This window comes from Tangfeifania sp. (genome assembly GCF_055108615.1).
Genome location: NZ_JBSQIC010000088.1, coordinates 1 through 15,875, shown reverse-complemented (window position 1 = coordinate 15,875; position 15,875 = coordinate 1). Strand labels below are relative to the sequence as shown.

General features: G+C 42.5%; 15 protein-coding genes and 1 other RNA gene. 8 read left to right on the top strand and 8 right to left on the bottom strand.

Going from position 1 to position 15,875, the window contains the following annotated elements; translation table 11 throughout:
* Nucleotides 1–88 precede the first annotated feature (88 nt).
* A complete protein-coding gene (locus tag ACTCNA_RS15200) occupies nucleotides 89–1,240 on the bottom strand; it encodes a tyrosine-type recombinase/integrase (RefSeq protein WP_462948788.1) in 1,152 nt (383 codons plus the stop codon).
* Nucleotides 1,241–1,390: 150 nt separating this feature from the next.
* Between ACTCNA_RS15200 and ACTCNA_RS15195 the strand changes: the two genes are divergently transcribed.
* On the top strand, nucleotides 1,391–2,941 hold the full coding sequence (locus ACTCNA_RS15195; protein ID WP_462948787.1) for an AbgT family transporter: 1,551 nt from the start codon (nucleotides 1,391–1,393) through the stop codon (nucleotides 2,939–2,941).
* Here the strand turns inward: ACTCNA_RS15195 and ACTCNA_RS15190 are convergent.
* The gene (locus ACTCNA_RS15190; protein WP_462948786.1) at nucleotides 2,938–3,618 is read right to left on the bottom strand and encodes a 3-keto-disaccharide hydrolase; all 681 of its coding nucleotides are present in this window, start codon (nucleotides 3,616–3,618) and stop codon (nucleotides 2,938–2,940) included. The two genes, ACTCNA_RS15195 and ACTCNA_RS15190, sit on opposite strands and share 4 nt — an antisense overlap.
* A gap of 185 nt (nucleotides 3,619–3,803) precedes the next feature.
* Between ACTCNA_RS15190 and ACTCNA_RS15185 the strand changes: the two genes are divergently transcribed.
* The 5 genes from ACTCNA_RS15185 (at nucleotide 3,804) to ACTCNA_RS15165 (ending at nucleotide 7,933) form a co-directional block, all read left to right on the top strand.
* Complete coding sequence (locus ACTCNA_RS15185; protein ID WP_462948785.1) at nucleotides 3,804–6,227, top strand: ATP-binding protein; 2,424 nt, start codon at nucleotides 3,804–3,806, stop codon at nucleotides 6,225–6,227.
* 72 nt (nucleotides 6,228–6,299) lie between these two features.
* Complete coding sequence (locus ACTCNA_RS15180) at nucleotides 6,300–6,704, top strand: response regulator (RefSeq protein ID WP_462948784.1); 405 nt, start codon at nucleotides 6,300–6,302, stop codon at nucleotides 6,702–6,704.
* Nucleotides 6,705–6,979: 275 nt separating this feature from the next.
* Nucleotides 6,980–7,270 (top strand): YtxH domain-containing protein, encoded by a 291-nt coding sequence (locus ACTCNA_RS15175; RefSeq protein WP_462948783.1) that lies wholly within the window; start codon nucleotides 6,980–6,982, stop codon nucleotides 7,268–7,270.
* Between the two features lie 56 nt (nucleotides 7,271–7,326).
* On the top strand, nucleotides 7,327–7,695 hold the full coding sequence (locus tag ACTCNA_RS15170) for a phage holin family protein (RefSeq protein WP_462948782.1): 369 nt from the start codon (nucleotides 7,327–7,329) through the stop codon (nucleotides 7,693–7,695).
* 1 nt (nucleotide 7,696) lies between these two features.
* Nucleotides 7,697–7,933 (top strand): hypothetical protein, encoded by a 237-nt coding sequence (locus tag ACTCNA_RS15165; protein ID WP_462948781.1) that lies wholly within the window; start codon nucleotides 7,697–7,699, stop codon nucleotides 7,931–7,933.
* A gap of 82 nt (nucleotides 7,934–8,015) precedes the next feature.
* Here ACTCNA_RS15165 and ACTCNA_RS15160 read toward each other — a convergent pair whose 3' ends face one another.
* Nucleotides 8,016–9,470, bottom strand: coding sequence for an aminoacyl-histidine dipeptidase (locus ACTCNA_RS15160; RefSeq protein WP_462948780.1), 1,455 nt, complete (start codon nucleotides 9,468–9,470; stop codon nucleotides 8,016–8,018).
* A 72-nt stretch (nucleotides 9,471–9,542) separates the two neighbouring features.
* Nucleotides 9,543–10,754, bottom strand: coding sequence for an S-adenosylmethionine:tRNA ribosyltransferase-isomerase (locus ACTCNA_RS15155; protein ID WP_462948779.1), 1,212 nt, complete (start codon nucleotides 10,752–10,754; stop codon nucleotides 9,543–9,545).
* Between the two features lie 85 nt (nucleotides 10,755–10,839).
* On the opposite strand from ACTCNA_RS15155, the gene ACTCNA_RS15150 reads away from it, so the two are divergent.
* Complete coding sequence (locus ACTCNA_RS15150; RefSeq protein ID WP_462948778.1) at nucleotides 10,840–11,877, top strand: Smr/MutS family protein; 1,038 nt, start codon at nucleotides 10,840–10,842, stop codon at nucleotides 11,875–11,877.
* A 306-nt stretch (nucleotides 11,878–12,183) separates the two neighbouring features.
* Nucleotides 12,184–12,634: RNase P RNA component class A (gene rnpB / locus ACTCNA_RS15145), an RNA gene on the top strand.
* A gap of 114 nt (nucleotides 12,635–12,748) precedes the next feature.
* Here rnpB and ACTCNA_RS15140 read toward each other — a convergent pair.
* The 4 genes from ACTCNA_RS15140 to ACTCNA_RS15125 form a co-directional block, all read right to left on the bottom strand.
* The gene (locus ACTCNA_RS15140; protein WP_462948777.1) at nucleotides 12,749–14,026 is read right to left on the bottom strand and encodes a hypothetical protein; all 1,278 of its coding nucleotides are present in this window, start codon (nucleotides 14,024–14,026) and stop codon (nucleotides 12,749–12,751) included.
* Nucleotides 14,027–14,965 (bottom strand): hypothetical protein, encoded by a 939-nt coding sequence (locus tag ACTCNA_RS15135; protein WP_462948776.1) that lies wholly within the window; start codon nucleotides 14,963–14,965, stop codon nucleotides 14,027–14,029.
* Between the two features lies 1 nt (nucleotide 14,966).
* The gene (locus tag ACTCNA_RS15130) at nucleotides 14,967–15,566 is read right to left on the bottom strand and encodes a hypothetical protein (RefSeq protein ID WP_462948775.1); all 600 of its coding nucleotides are present in this window, start codon (nucleotides 15,564–15,566) and stop codon (nucleotides 14,967–14,969) included.
* Nucleotides 15,567–15,599: 33 nt separating this feature from the next.
* The coding region (locus ACTCNA_RS15125; protein ID WP_462948774.1) for a T9SS type A sorting domain-containing protein at nucleotides 15,600–15,875 on the bottom strand (276 nt) is incomplete at its 5' end.

Sequence of the window (15,875 nt, the reverse complement as noted above, 5' to 3'; positions counted from 1 at the left end):
CAGAGGCGGTTTCGTTCAACTACGTTGTCTGTGATCCAAAGCTATACAATATTTCTTTATGTTGGAAGTATTGTCAACCTTTCTTATTTTATATTTCCATATCATCAAACGGATTTTTAATGTTTTTTAAACTCTCTTTACTTACATGGGTATAAATTTCAGTAGTCTTCGAGGATTTATGTCCCAACAACTCCTGAATATATCGTAAATCGGTACCATTTTCAAGTAAATGGGTGGCAAAACTGTGCCTCAGGCAATGAATCGTATAGGGTTTGTTTATTTTACTGTCCGCCAGTGCACGCTCAAAAACTTTCTGCAAACTTCCGGCTGTTATACTTTTACCCGGATACTGGCCTTCAATAAAATAGGTATTGGGTTTGTAGGTATGGTAATAGGTTTTAACCTTTTCGAGCCATCTTTTACTTATAGGCAGCGAACGGTCCTTTTTACCTTTTGCATTTATAACAGAAATCATTCCGCGCTTTGTATCGATGTGCTGTAATTTTAGGTTCAGCAACTCGCCTCGCCGTAAACCGTATGCGTAAATCGTTTCAAAAGCTATTTTGTGTTTGGTGTTTTTAATACTTTCAAAAAACTTTTTCAAGTCTTTTTTATCCATCACTTTGGGCAACGCATGCGATTTTCGTGGCCGCTCTAAACTCTCAGCTTCCAGGTTGCGATTATAGTTGTAACTGTAAAACTTTTTCAATGCGCTTATGGTCTGGTTCTGAAATGTGGCGCTCAGGTTGTTTTTCAGAATAAACTCGCTATTGAATGATGTGATATGTTGTGTTGTTATATTCTCCGGCTGGATGTCTGAATAATATCCGAAAAAAATTTCGAGCTGATGGGTGTAGGTTTTTACCGTATTTTCACCATATCGACCCTGTTCTAACCATTTTTTAAAATCATCAATTTTTTCCCGGGTTTCACTCGAAATTCGCTTTTTCATCGAGGCCGGACTGTAATTTCTCCCGGTGCTTTTTTGGGGTTGCTTCGAATTTTGATTTTTCAACCCCGAATAGTCAATCCATGCCACCGGTTTCATGGCAGTGAAAAATTCGCCCAATACAAATTTGTCTTTCGGAATGTACCAGCAGTTCATGTTGGCGCTCCAGCGGGCGTTAGTGTGGGCTTTCAGCTCGTCAATCAATTCACGGTTGTAAGCAAATTCAACCTTAACTACCGTTTGTTGGCGGTGTGTTGCAGTGCTGAGTGTTATTTTCGGTTGGTTTTTCAACGGTTGTTTTTTAATTTTCAATGCAATAAATCTATAAAATATTGAAGATTAAAACAAGTTCCGCCTAAAAAGTCTGTTATCATTTTCCGGTTAAGAAAAAATAACCGATTTTGTGCCACATTATTATTTTTAGCAAAACAAAAATTTAATATGGCAAAGCAAACCAAAGAAACTAAAAGGGATGAACCACCCCAAAGTACAGGTGTATTGAGGTGGATTGAAGTTATGGGCAATAAACTGCCTCACCCGTTCTGGTTATTTGTATGGATTACCGTTATAATTATTGTTTTAAGCGCCATAGCAGCCTTTAGCGGCATCAGCGCGATTGACCCCGGAACGGGCGAAACCGTTGTGCCCAAAAACCTGGTATCGGGGTGGGGGCTGCGGCGTTTTCTCGAAGAGATGGTAACTAATTTTGCCCATTTTGCCCCGCTGGGACTGGTGCTGGTAATGCTGATGGGCGTTTCTGTGGCCGAGCGGAGCGGATTGCTTACCATAATTATGCGCACCATGGCATTTGCTGTTCCGCGTAAAATTGTTTTGCCTGTTATTTTTATCATCGGGGCATGTGGTAATATTGGTTCCGATGCCGGGGTGGTAATTGTGCCTCCCATTGCAGCGTTAATTTTTTCGCAAATGGGGCTGCATCCGGTTGCGGGCCTCATTGCAGGTTACGCCGGTGCAACTGCCGGCTTCACCGCCAATTTTTTTATTGCCGGAACCGATGTGCTTCTGGCCGGTATCAGCACCGAAGTAGTTCAGCAATTTAACCCTGGTGCCGAAGTGAGTGCCACAGCCAACTGGTATTTCATGATTGTGTCCACGCTGTTGCTCGGGGTGGGCGGTGCCTTTGTGGCTTCACGGTTTACCATTCCGCGGTGCAGCGCTTTTTCTGTGGGCGATGCCGCTGTTCAATCCTTCGATGAGCCTCCAAAACTTTCTGCTACCGAGAAAAAAGCATTGCGCTATGCCGGGCTGGCCACCTTAATTTATGTATCGGTTATTGTTGCCCTGCTTGTTCCGCCAAACGCGCCGTTGCGTAACCAGGAGACAGGAGGGATTGTGCCATCGCCTTTTTTACGCGGACTGGTACCCATTCTCTTTTTTATGTTTGCCATTCCCGGCTACATTTACGGCAAAATTACAGGCAGCATTAAAAAGCCCGACGACCTGCTCAAGTTCATGGAGCAGGGGATGAAAGATCTTTCAGGATACATTGTGCTCATGCTGGTTGTGGCCCAGTTTATCAACCTGTTTAGCTGGAGCCGCCTGGATACCATTCTGGCCATTAACGGGGCAGAGTTCCTGCAATCGAGCGGATTAACCGGCCCGCTGATGTTTACGTTGTATATGATTTTGGTTGCATTCCTGAATATATTTATTGGCAGCGGCTCGGCCAAGTGGGCCATTTTTGCGCCCATTTTTATTCCTATGCTGTCGCAGCTTGACTATAATCCGGCCTTTATTCAGCTGATGTACCGTGTGGGCGACTCCATCACCAACGCTATCAGTCCGTTGTATGTCTATTTCCCGCTACTGATTGGTTGGGTCAGAAAATACGATAAAAACATTGGCATCGGTACCATTCTTTCGCTGCTCGTACCCTACGCGGTTGTGCTGTTTATAATGTGGGTGGCATTGCTCTTTATTTGGTTCTGGCTCGACCTGCCCATCGGAGTGGGCGAGGGGATTTTTCTTTAATCTTCCGTTTTCAGCCTGATGTTGCGCAGTGCAGCAGTGGTTACCCATGAGCAGATTCCGAACGGACGCGAAAGGTAAACTTCGGGCCTGATGGATAGTTTGTGGCCGGCGGTTTCAAAATCAACAAGCTTTTCGTCGTCTATCCAGGCTTCAATCTTACCGGGCGAAACTTTCAAGCGGATGTGGTACCAGGTGTCTTGTTCAAATTTTTTCAGGATTTTGGTTTCATTTTCCGAGGCATCAACGCCATCGATTGAGCTAAGCCCAACAACCGGGCCGCCCCAGCCACCTACTATGAGCGAGCAGTAGCTGGTATCTACCGGGAATGTCATTCCGCAAAAAAAGTCGTGCCCGGAAACCTTTTTGGCTTCCAGCGACACTTCGTAGTCCATACGCGGAAAATCACCGGTCCAGGTTACACCGGTGCAACCGTCGCCCATTCCCAGCACGAGGTTTCCTTCCGAAACATTTACCGGGCCATGAGGGCCAAACTGCGTGATTTCCCAGCCATCGAGCGTTTCGCCGTCAAACAGCGAAATCCAGCCCTGCGGCAGTTCCTCAGGAGTTTCGGCCGATTTGTTTTCTGCTTTTGAATTGGTGTTGTTGCAGCTTGCTGTCAGAAAAGTTAAAAATACAAGTGCGGTTAGGGAGAAAAGCAGGTTGATCCGGTAATTCATTTTTATTTTTTTTAGTTGTTATCTTGAATTACTACCCGCCAAATTACTCCAATGCGCTGCAATTCGCAAGCAATCTGCCGATTTTTCTTGTGGCTTCTTTTTTGTGGTTTTCGGGTTACATGCTACCTTTAAGCATTTTATAAATGACGTTGTTCATTTAAATTGCCGCAACTAATTGCTGATGAATGGAAGAAAATCTGAATAAACACCTGGAACAAATTTCGCGACTGATATCGGGACTCCGCGAAAAAGATGCCGATTTGAAAAAGCTGGTGGAACTGGACAAATCGCTCGATTTGCTGAGCCACAAGCTGAAAACTGCACGGCTCGATATATACACGGGAGAGCTCAAGCCGGAAAAACAAGGTGCCAGGCAGGATGCGGTATTGTACTTCGACAAAGAATTCAATATTATTAGATTCGTTGGGGCCATGGAAAATGTTTTTGGGCGGCGAAACCCAGAGCGGCTTCCCAAAATTAATGCAATTATGGCCGAAGAAGATTTTGTGCAGTTAAAAGAGCGTACCGGGCTTTTATGGGAAACCGACGAGCCGCAGTCGTTCGACAGCTATATTGTTTCGAAAAACGGAATCATGCTTCCTGTTAATATTTTACTCGAAAAAGTTACGTTTGGCGATAGCCTGGAAGCAGTGGCAGCCGGCCTGCTGTTTTTTAACGAAACACCTTCCGACCTTGAAGATTACCGCGAAATCCTGCTTGAAAATTTGCCCGACATTGATGTCTATCTTTTTGATAACCAGTTCAGGCACGTGCTTACCGGTGGCCGCGAAAAAGAGAAGATGAAACTCTCCAATGCCGACGTGACCGGGAAAACACTTTTTGAAGTATTCGACGAGAAAACCCAGAAACGCCTTTTCCCGTTTTACCGCAACGCGTTGGATGGCAAAGTGTCGGAAGGCGAAGTGCGGATAAAAAAAGAGGTGTATTTTGTGAGTGCCACACCCGTTTACGGGCTTAACAAACAGGTAGTGGGCGGGGCTTTAATTTCGCAGAATGTGACCAAAGAAAAAGAGGTGGAGAAAAATCTCATAAGGGCCAAGCGGGAGGCTGAAGATGCCGACAAAGCCAAATCAGTGTTTCTGGCCAATATGAGCCACGAAATCAGGACACCGCTTAATGCAATTGTGGGATTTACCGGGCTGCTCAACAAAACAGGGCTCACGCCGCAACAGAAAAAATTCAGCGAGCTCATTTCAAAATCTTCTGAACATTTGCTGTCGGTGGTCAACGAGGTGCTTTTTCTGTTTAAACTTGGCATGGGAAAAATATTTATTGAAGAAGTGCCGTTTAACACCCGCGAACTGGTGCAGAATGTGAAAGAATCGCTCCGGTTCAGGGCCGATGGAAAAAATATCGGGTTTCATTTTATTATTGATAAAACTGTTCCCAAAGTCGTTATTGGCGACCCGTTCAGAATGAAACAGATTTTAATTAACCTAACTGCGAATGCCTTAAAATTTACCGATGAAGGTAAAGTCTCTGTCCGTGTTTTTAGTGAGAAAAGTACCTCGAAAAAAGTGTTCCTGCGCTTTGAAGTGGAAGATACAGGCATTGGGATTTCAAAAGAAGATTTGGATACTATTTTTGATGAATTTGCCCAGCCGGGTATGAAAAATGAAAAAATGCGCAAGGGTGCCGGTTTGGGACTCACTATTGTGCGCAAACTGGTGGAGCTGCTCAATGGCCGGATGCATGTGGAGAGCGAACCGGGGAAAGGTTCTGAATTTACCGTGGTTATTCCTTTTGTAAAGGCGAAGGAATCTGATAAAGTTGAAAAGGCGAAGGAATACGATTTGAATTTTAACCTGCTGCGCGACAAACGCATTTTGTATGCCGATGACGATGAAAACAACCTGCTGCTGGCTGAAGCCATTTTATCCGGATGGGAAATTGATTTTGAAATTGCCCGCGATGGAGCCGAGGCGCTTCAGTGGCTCGAAAAAGAAACATTCGATGTGGTGTTGCTCGATATCCACATGCCTCATTTTTCGGGAGTTGATGTGGTGAAGAAAATCAGGAAAAACACCGAAAATGCCAACCGCCATGTAAAAATGCTGGCTGTTACGGCCAATGTGATGGAAAAAGACCTCGAAAAATACCTAAGCAGCGGCTTCGACGATTATATTCTAAAACCGTTCAGGGAAGACAAATTGTACAATAAAATTTGCAACCTGCTCGATATCGAAGTTCAGGAAATAAAAAGCGCTGAAAAAGAAACGGGTGGTGAAACTCCTGAAAATGAAACCGACCATTTCGATACTTCTGATCTTATGAAAACCACCGGTGGAAACGTACCCTTTTTCAACCAGATGATGGATACGTTTGTAAACAATGCAAAGGATACCTCTAAAAGCATCCGCCGGTTGGCCGGTGAAGGAAACTGGGAAGAAGTGGGGCAAAAAGCACACAAAGCCATCCCTTCGTTCCGTTATTTTAAATTGCATAACCTGGTGAACCATCTCACCCGTCTGGAAGAGCTGGGACTGCACCAAAAAAACTTTGCCCCCATGTCCCCGCTTGCCCAAAAAGCAGCGGCTGCAATCGATACCATAATTGAAGAAGCAGAGAATTATAAATTGAAAGAGTGACCTTTTTTCATGAACGCTTATTTTTTTTGGAATAGTAATTGATTTTTAAGGTAGTATCAAATTGAAGTGGTGATGAAACAAAAACGAAAAAAGGTCCTTTGTATCGACTCCGATTCTTCCTTTCTCCATCAGCAGGAAGAAGTACTGAGCAGTAAAGAACTCGACAAGTATTTTTTCCCTTTCAATGACTTCAGGGAAGCACTTCATTTTATTGAAAAACAAATTATTGCAAAAAATAAGAACCTGCATTACATACTTCTCGACGAAAAAATATCAGGTGTAAAACTGGCTTCAACGCTTGAAAAAATATCGGAACTGAAATCATTTCTGAAAAAACCTGAAGTAATCGTTTGCACCTGCAACAACACAGAAAAACTGCGCAATCAGGTGATGCAATACCCCGTGGTTAGTGCCTTTCTGGAAAAACCCATCCCCCAAAATTATATTGAGTTCCTGATTACCGGGAATTCCGTTTAATGTTGCCCTTCCCGGCCTTCCCGGTCCTGCTCTTTTCCCCAATTGTTGTTCACAAATTACACAGGTTGTGGATTTACTTCACACATTATGTTTTTTGATAAAAAATCCCCTCGAAGTGCAATTTCTTGATAGTTAGTGTTTTATGTTTTGAGGGGAATTCCACTGGATTAATGGAATGTTTTTTTCATAATTACAGGCGAAGTTAAACCAGCATAATACAGTGTTTAACGCGAGAAAATAAAAATTAATTATAAACAATTTTAAAAGTAGAAATTATGAAACGATCAACAGCAAACGCATTATTGGGATTTGTTGCCGGAACGGCAGCTGGAGTAGTAACCGGGATATTAATTGCACCTGACAAAGGTTCAAAAACCCGGAAAGACATTTCTAAGAAAGTGAAAAGTGTATCGCAGGAGATGACCGATACTATCAGTGAAAAAGTTGACGGTTTGAAAGACCAGGTAAACGAAGTAATGGAAGAAATGCGGGGCAAGGCTCACGAAGCCGAAGAAAAAGTAAAAGCCAAAGTGAATGAAAATACGGCTAAAACTGAAAAAGCCTGATAGCATCAGTTTTTTATTATTCAACTGATTGGTAAACCGTTAATTTATTAATTGCAATGAGCAAAGATTTAGCAAAAAACATTGGCGAACTGAATGGTTCGGTAAAAAGTTATGTCCAGGCAAAAATTGACCTGGCAAAACTTACACTTCTTGAAAAAGTAAGCAGATCTATATCATACCTCTTCAACATGATTGTGGTTACGTTACTGTTTTCTCTGGTAATAGGCTGTGCTGCCGCGGCTTTTGCCGTTTGGTACGGGCAAACATACCACAACTATTTTGAAGGGGTGCTCATTGCAGGCGGTTTCCTCATTATTGTGGCTGTCGGCTTTCTTTTATTCCGGAAAAAGATTGTGACCAACTCCGTAATCAGTAATTTCTCGGAGATTCTATTTGAAGATGACGAACAGGAAAAAGAAAGTTAAGATGAAGGCAGTCAGAAATATGCGTGAATTAAGTATGCTGAAAAGGCAACTTAAATACCAGGAAAAACTTTACGAAAAACAAATTGCCGGCTCAACAGCCGATATAGTTGAGAATTTAACCGATAAACTCAGGGATATTGCCATGGACATGGGCACGCGGGTAATTGTTGACCTTATTACCGGCAGGCGACATCACAAGCGCAGGCACAAAAAAGAGAAACATACGCAGGAAGAGTAAACTGCACAGAAAAATAGTCAGCCATGAAAACCAATTTATTACTTCTCGATTCATATAAAAATATTGAGGAACTTATTGTTCTTTAATCAATCCGCTCCAGAATATCCACCAGGTGTTTCCAAAACTTGGAAGTGGTTTCAATATCGAGCCGCTCATCGGGCGAGTGGGCGCCCAAAATGGTGGGGCCAAACGAAACCATATCGAGATGCGGGTATTTTTCCAGAAACAGTCCGCATTCAAGCCCGGCGTGTATGGAACGCACAATAGGTTGGTTGCCAAAAAGCTTTTTATAGGAATCCACAGTAATTTTCAGAATGTCCGACTCGGGGTTCGGCGTCCAGCCCGGGTAGCCGTCGGTGTGTTTCACCCCGGCACCGGCCATTTCAAAAACCGAACGTACCATTTCGGCCACATAATATTTGCGGCTTTCCAGTTCGCTGCGCTGGCTGGTGGTAATCATTATTTTGTTGCCCGCCACAAATTTTACCGATGCCAGGTTGTTAGAGGTCTCAACCATGCCTTCCATGCGCGTGCTCCATTCTAAGATTCCGTGCGGGCAGGCATACACCGCATTGAGCAGGTTTTTCTGTGTTGCTTCATCGATTACTGTTTCCGGAAGTTCAATACTTTCTGCCTTTATCTGAAGTTTGGGCTCATTAAATTTAAATTCAAACTTTATATTGGAAACCAGTTGCTGAAAAGTGTTCAGAAATTCTTCTTTTTCAGTTGCCGGAACAACAATTTTTGCATGGGCTTCGCGGGCAATGGCATTGCGCAGGTTTCCGCCGTCGAATTCATTTAGCCGCATTCCATAATCGCGACCTGCAATCCAGAGAAACCTGTTTATAATTTTATTGGCATTGCCGCGGTTTTTGTGAATGTCGTCGCCTGAATGTCCCCCCTGAAGCCCGGTGACAGAAATTTTGTAAGCCACTGTGTTATCGGGAACATTTTCATATTCATAAGTAAAATAAGAAAGCGTGTCGATCCCGCCGGCACAACCAATAAATATTTCGCCTTCATCTTCCGAATCGAGGTTAAGAAGAATTGACCCCGTCATGAAATTTTTTTCGAGCGCAAAAGCACCGGTCAGTCCGGTTTCTTCATCCACCGTAATGAGGCATTCAATGGGCCCGTGATTTATTTCGTTTGAAGTAAGAACCGCCATTTGCGCGGCAATACCAATTCCACAATCTGCCCCCAGGGTTGTCCCATGGGCTTTTACCCAGTTGCCTTCAATCAGTGGCTGAATAGGGTCATTGTCAAAATCAAAAACTTTATCGCTGTTCTTTTCGCACACCATATCCATGTGAGTTTGTAAAATCACTGTGGGGGCATTTTCCCTGCCTGGCTTGGCTGGTTTCGAAATCAACACATTCCCGGCACTGTCGGATTTTGCCGGCAGGTTATTTTTAGCTGCAAAATCGAGCAGAAATTTCCTGATTTTTTCTTCCTTTTTCGAGGGGCGCGGCACCTGGCAAATGTCTTCGAAATAGTTGAATAAAGGTTGCGGTTCAAGTTTTTCTAAAATTCTCATTTTTTTCTTCTTAAAATGTAATGTAAATATGGCAAAAACAATTTGAAATTTGAGGATTAAATTTGGGGTTGTTCACCTCAGGTATAAGTTGCTGTCGCCGTAACTCAAAAACCGAAAATTATTATCCAGTGCAAACTGGTAAACCTGTTTCCAATCGTTGCCCAGAAACGCACTGATTAACAGCAGCAGCGTGCTTTGCGGCTGATGAAAGTTGGTGACCATTCCTTCAATTATTTTGAATTCATAACCCGGAACAATAATTATTTGTGTTGAAAAACGTACTGTTTCCTGCTGGGTTTTTCCCAGGAAATCCAGGATGTTTTGCAGTGCTTTTTCAACGCCGATGGTTGCCTCGTTTTCATAAGGTTCCCACTGCAAAACTTCCGGAATGTCGCCCGGATGGCTTTTTTTTTCGAGTTTCAGTCCCAGCCAGTACAAACTTTCCAGTGAGCGCACTGAAGTGGTGCCCACGGCAATTATTTTTCCGGCATGTGAAAGCAGTTTTTCAATAAATCTTTTGGAAATTATAACCTGCTCGTGGTGCATGGTGTGCCCGTCGATGGTTTCTGACTTAACCGGCTGAAATGTTCCGGCTCCCACATGCAGCGTAATTTCGGCGGTTTCAATATTTCTTTCAGCAAGGTTTTTCAGCACACTTTGGGTGAAATGCAAACCGGCCGTGGGTGCTGCCACCGAGCCGTCGTTTTTGGCATACACAGTTTGGTAGGTGAGCTCATCTTCCGGTTCGGTTTCGCGGTTCAGGTAGGGTGGAATGGGCAGCACTCCCGCTTTTTCAATTATTTCAGCAAACGTAAAACCGCCATTCCAGTTGAATTCAATATAAAACGTATTGCCTTGCTGTTCTTTTTTGCCGGCTTTCAAAATGACTGATTTCCCGTCTATCTCAAGCTCACGATGCAATTCACCGCTTTTCCATTTTTTAGAGTTGCCCACCATGCATTTCCAGGTAACTTTTTCTTTTTCCTGAAAAGCAACCTGGTAATCAGCTGGTGAAACCGGTTCCAGGCAGAATATTTCAATTTTTGCCCCGGTTTCTTTCCGGAAAAAAAGGCGCGCATGAATCACCCGCGTGTTATTAAAAACCAGCAGCGAATTTTTGGGCAGGTAGCTTGTAATATTCCTGAAAACAGTTTGTTCCGTCTTTCCTTTTTGCCAGAAAAGCAGCTTTGAATTATCCCGCTCTTTCAGCGGATATTTGGCAATTCGCTCCTCCGGCAGCTGATACGTGAAATCACTTATTTTTATTTTTTGAAATTTGTGCAATTCTCTTTTTTTTTACGAGGCTGCAAAAATAGCTTAAAAATTGAATGGATAAAAATATTGTACTTTTGTAAAAAATTTTGAGAATATGATAAAAACAGGAGATAAGGTTAAATTTTTAAACGACGTTGGAGGAGGAATTGTAACCGGTTTTATTGGGAAGAACATGGTAAACGTGGAGAACGAGGATGGTTTTGAAATTCCGTATCCCGTTTCGCAGCTGATAAATGTGAGCGACCCGGATTTAAATAAACCCGACAGGGTTACCGCGCCCCAAATTGAGGAAGAGACGGAGGATGAAGAATACGAAGAAGAAGAAACAGGCGAAATTATTGAAGGTAAAGATTCTCCCGACTTCTACTTTTGCTTTGTACCAACCGACGATAAAAATCCGCTGGCCGGCGAAATTGAACTCTTTTTGGTAAACGATAGCAATTTTACCCTGCTTTTTCATTATGCCCACTTTAGCGAAGGTGCTTATGAAACGGTGGAATACGGAACAGTTCAGCCCAATTCAAAAAAGCTGCTGGAAAGTATTGCCGAAAATGATATCAGTGATTTACCTGAATACTTTTTCAATGTTATCTTTTTTAAAGATGAGGATACAGAAAAGCGTCAGCCGGTATCAAAAAAATTTAAAGTGAATCCTGTGAAATTCTACAAGGAGAAAAGTTTCTATTCCAATTTGTTTTTCGAGCGGAATGCAATGATTTTTCAGATCACGGAAAACCTCTTGAATACTGAAATAAATAAGCTTACCGACGATGATTTCCGGAAAGTGGTGAAGGCAAAAGAACCAAAACCGGTGGAAAAAAAACCAGAACGACACCGCGACGGGGAAATCATAGAAGTGGACCTTCATATTCATGAACTGCTCGATAATCCTGACGGGCTAAGCAATAAAGAAATTTTGGATATTCAGATGGAGAAAGTAAATAATGAAATGCAATCGGCCATCCAGTCGCGTGCCAAACGCATTGTTTTTATACACGGGGTAGGGCAGGGCGTTTTAAAGCAGGAGGTGACCAGGCTGCTCAAATCCAAATTTCCGAAATACACTTTTCAGGACGCCTCGTTTAAAGAATATGGTTACGGCGCTACAATGGTGATACTGAGAAGAAAATAAGTTTTTTGAATTAGGCGTTTCGGAAATATTGTGCAATTGTTATTATATGCCAAATCTGATGCCAGCGGCATCAAATGTTTTTAGAAAAAATGTATGCATTGGAGTTCGACCCTGGCCAGGGTCGTATTCTTCGATTCCCCTCAATGAACTATAAACATTTAAATCCGCTGGATTTAATACAAAGAGTTAACATTTTAACTTAAGTGCCTAATTCATTAAGTTTTATTTTTCATGGTAAAGTTTCAATTCCCTGGTTGAACTGAAACAAGATAACCTGAAACCTGGAACATTTTTTGTATTTTTGCACCGGCAGGCTGCTTTATCACCTCGGCAACAAATGCCGGGGAGGAAAGTCCGGGCAACGCGGGGCACCGCGCTCCTTAACCGGGAGATCTCCGAAAGGGGATAGAAGTGTAACAGAAAATAACCGTCTTGCTGGAGTTTTGGTTTACATGCGGGAACGCCCGCCATCGCTAAAGCTTCGGCGGACAAGGGTGAAAAGGTGGGGTAAAAGCCCACCGGTGGCCGTGGCGACACGGTCAGCCGTACACCTCGCGGGTTGCAAAGCCAAATATATCCTGATTGAAAAGCTGTTGCTGCTCAACGAAACGGCCCGTTTCGTTTCCGGCTGCACACCGGGAGTCAGGAGGGGTAGGCTGCAAGGATCCCGGCAGCAATGACGGGACAAGATAAATGATAAAGGTTCTTCGCCAGCTGGCGGAGGATACAGAACCCGGCTTACAGGTCTGCCTTTTTTTAAGATACACTTCTCATGTTACGCATATTTCTCAGTCATAGCCTCACTTTGAGTGAGACTATGACTTTTCAGGGAAGAAACCCTGAAGGTTTGATTTATTACAGGTGAAAAATTCTATCTTTTCACAATAAGTTTTCCGGTTAATATTTCATCTTTATATTTTACACGCACCGTATAAACCCCTTCGGTCCAGCCGGCGGTTTGGATGGTTGTGCTTTTACCTTTTAATTTGGTTTTCTTTGTTTTTAATGCCTGGGTGGGGCTGTAGATTTCCATGTCCCATTCTGCATTATAGTCAAATGTATCTTCTCCAACCGAAGCAGATTTTAATGTTTCGGATTCTGTCCCGGATTCAATGGTGAGGGTGGTTTCGCCGGTGGTGGGGTTTGGCGAAATACTTAAGTAATTTTTTGATCTCAGATCATATTCTATCCTGATATTCTTAAAAATTTCATTGGTCCAGCCGCACACTCCGTTGTACTGTAACGATACGGTATAATTACCAGGTGTATCCTTCGAAAATTCGATCTGCCTTCCTGTTCCCTGTACCGGCAACTGTAAGGGATCGGACGGGTAAAATTTCCAAAGATAATCGGCATCATTACCCGATAAGCCTGTTCCATAAGCGTATAACCAATAATCTTCTCCCGCAAAACCAAAATCTACGGAAGGCCCTACACTTCCGGGATAGTTATTATTTACGGTACACAATAGGATGGTTGGGGCAGGAGTTCCCGCCCAAATCCTTTGACGGGGGAGGGTAATGCTACCACAATCATTAACCAGCCTGGCTTGTACCCAACTCCTGCCGTTGCCCGTAGCCTTTATTACAGCGGAACCGGTATTTTGTCCTGAGTGGATAGTGAGGAAGAACCCGGTTTCCCAAATAATGGAATCCACGGACGGCAGGCTGTAGATGGTGAAGGTGGCACCGGAAGAGCAAACTATGGAGGAGCCGGAAAGATATGGACTTCTTGATGTGTTAGTGGTAACTGCTCCTGACCCGCAAGGATCAAGCCAGTTGCTCAAACGGGTTGTATTTGTACCACCTCCTGTCCAGGATCGATAAAAGCAACCATACCAATCTCTCATATCGCTGGAATTACAAGCAGAATATCCGCCATGGAGCTGTCCAATAACCCTTTTGTTTTGGTCAAATAAAGGTGAACCTGAAGAACCACCTTCTGTTACTCCGTCATCCCATGAGACTCTCCAATGTGAAGTTCCTGTATTACTCAAATAATTTGTTTCTACAAGTTGATTATTATCAAATGAGATTTTCATTACATCTCCGGAAGGATGATGAATACCTGTTCCTGATGTTGGTGTATTCCCGCTTCTATCCCATCCCAACCAGGAAAAGCGGGAGTCTCCAACCGGAGAGTTATCCATTTACATCAGGGCAAAGTCTGAGGAATTCCAAGCCGCTCTAAATTGTGCACCATTATAGGTAATTCCAGTGGTTGCTGTACTTCCGCCACATAAGGTCATTTTATATTGAAACTTAAACATCCAATTCTCCGCATTAGATATTTCAGTGGAAGATAAACTCCCATTCCGAGAGGCATCAATACAATGAAAAGCGGACAAAAAGTAGGGTTCAAAAGTTCGATCAGCTGTCATCAATAATGATCCGCTACACCATTCTGCTCCACTTGATAGAAGCACTAAGGCAACAGCATCCGATTCTTCGTCCCAGGCAGTGAAGCAAGCAATATCATTGTTGCAGCTACCGGAACCTCCCAAATTTCCATTTGTTTTTGGAAACATATTTTTATAAGCATGCACCACCTTTTCTATTGTCAGCGTTGATTTGCCTATCACATTTTGTGGTTCAAACAGGTATATTGTTACGTCATCTCCCTGGACAAGATCTGTCAGGAAGAAGCCGTTTTTTGTATTTTCTTTTGATGTTGCAGGACCATATAACATTGACCCCGTCTCATTGGAAATATACAGCCTTGCACTGTCAGGCAGATAAAAGTGGTTGAAAACAAAGTTGATGGAATAAGCTCCTTTTGATTGAAACTCCATAGACCAGAGACGACCGCCATCAACATTGGTCCATTCTCCATCATTCAAAGTAATATTTACATCAAACCCTTTCCCAAAACGAAAAGGGATATCAGTTCCTTGAATTTGTTTATCCTCATCAATTAATTTTTGGACATCAAATGAAGGGAAGGTTATTACTTTATTTGCTTTAGCATGATCTCGAATAAACTTAACCTGTTCCAATGCATTTTTATCCGAGTAGAATTTTGTTTCTACCTGCCCGTATGTTAGTGATACAACAATTATTAAAATTAAGGATAGGGTTGTACGTTTCATTTTATTGGATTTTAAAATTGATTTTAAAGCGTATCGTATCGGTATCGAGAGTCTCTCCGTTGAAAGCGGAGAAACGGAAACGATATTTAAAATTTGTGTAATAATCGCCTTTTATAAGATGAGCCTGTTTTGCACTATTATAGTAACCGTGTTGCCAGGTCCAAATAGAATCTCTATCATCTATCCATTGTTCCTGATAAGTATAAGTTTGACCGGAAGCAAAGGGATAAGCACCAAGTCCTAATTTGTCGTAGCCAGAAAAAATAAATGGCTTCCCAAGATTCTGATTATTTGAACTATAAATGCGACAAAAATCGTTATCATTGGTATAGGCAAAGTTTGGATCGAAGAATAGGTCTTGAGTGCTTTTATTTGTAACTGAAAAGTAGAAAGTAAAATTCTCTCCCTCATTAAAAATAGTAGCAGGTTCTCCTTCTTTATTCAAAAGACAGAATTTAAATTCTATTCCATCTATTTCTTTTAGGATTACGGCATTTTCGTCTCCAATATCGAGTTCAAAAATGTCGTCTTTTTGGCACCCTGCTGATATAAAGCTAAGCAGCAAGGCAATTAAGCTCAATTTAAAAATTTTGATTTTCATGATATTTGTTTTTATGGTATACACGTCAAATTTCTATCGCTTCACAATAAGTTTTCCGGTTAAAATTTCATCCTTGTATTTTACACGCACCATATAAATTCCTTCTTTCCATCCGGAGGTTTGAATAGTTGTGCTTTTGCCTTTCAATTTGGTTTTCTTTGCTTTCAATAACATTGTTTCGGAAAAGACTTCCAAATCCCATTCTGAAACAATAAGTTCGTTTTTATCAGTCGATTCAATTGCGACAGTCACTTCACCATTGGCGGGATTTGGTGTGATTGACAAACTTTTTGCATCATACACATAAAT

Coding starts and splice junctions, on each gene's coding strand:
- ACTCNA_RS15160 (WP_462948780.1), bottom strand. CDS start 9,470: ATGAGAATTTTAGAAAAACTTGAACCGCAACCTTTATTCAACTATTTC.
- ACTCNA_RS15195 (WP_462948787.1), top strand. CDS start 1,391: ATGGCAAAGCAAACCAAAGAAACTAAAAGGGATGAACCACCCCAAAGT.
- ACTCNA_RS15150 (WP_462948778.1), top strand. CDS start 10,840: ATGATAAAAACAGGAGATAAGGTTAAATTTTTAAACGACGTTGGAGGA.
- ACTCNA_RS15140 (WP_462948777.1), bottom strand. CDS start 14,026: ATGGATAACTCTCCGGTTGGAGACTCCCGCTTTTCCTGGTTGGGATGG.
- ACTCNA_RS15180 (WP_462948784.1), top strand. CDS start 6,300: ATGAAACAAAAACGAAAAAAGGTCCTTTGTATCGACTCCGATTCTTCC.
- ACTCNA_RS15165 (WP_462948781.1), top strand. CDS start 7,697: ATGAAGGCAGTCAGAAATATGCGTGAATTAAGTATGCTGAAAAGGCAA.
- ACTCNA_RS15185 (WP_462948785.1), top strand. CDS start 3,804: ATGGAAGAAAATCTGAATAAACACCTGGAACAAATTTCGCGACTGATA.
- ACTCNA_RS15175 (WP_462948783.1), top strand. CDS start 6,980: ATGAAACGATCAACAGCAAACGCATTATTGGGATTTGTTGCCGGAACG.
- ACTCNA_RS15190 (WP_462948786.1), bottom strand. CDS start 3,618: ATGAATTACCGGATCAACCTGCTTTTCTCCCTAACCGCACTTGTATTT.
- ACTCNA_RS15170 (WP_462948782.1), top strand. CDS start 7,327: ATGAGCAAAGATTTAGCAAAAAACATTGGCGAACTGAATGGTTCGGTA.
- ACTCNA_RS15135 (WP_462948776.1), bottom strand. CDS start 14,965: ATGAAACGTACAACCCTATCCTTAATTTTAATAATTGTTGTATCACTA.
- ACTCNA_RS15130 (WP_462948775.1), bottom strand. CDS start 15,566: ATGAAAATCAAAATTTTTAAATTGAGCTTAATTGCCTTGCTGCTTAGC.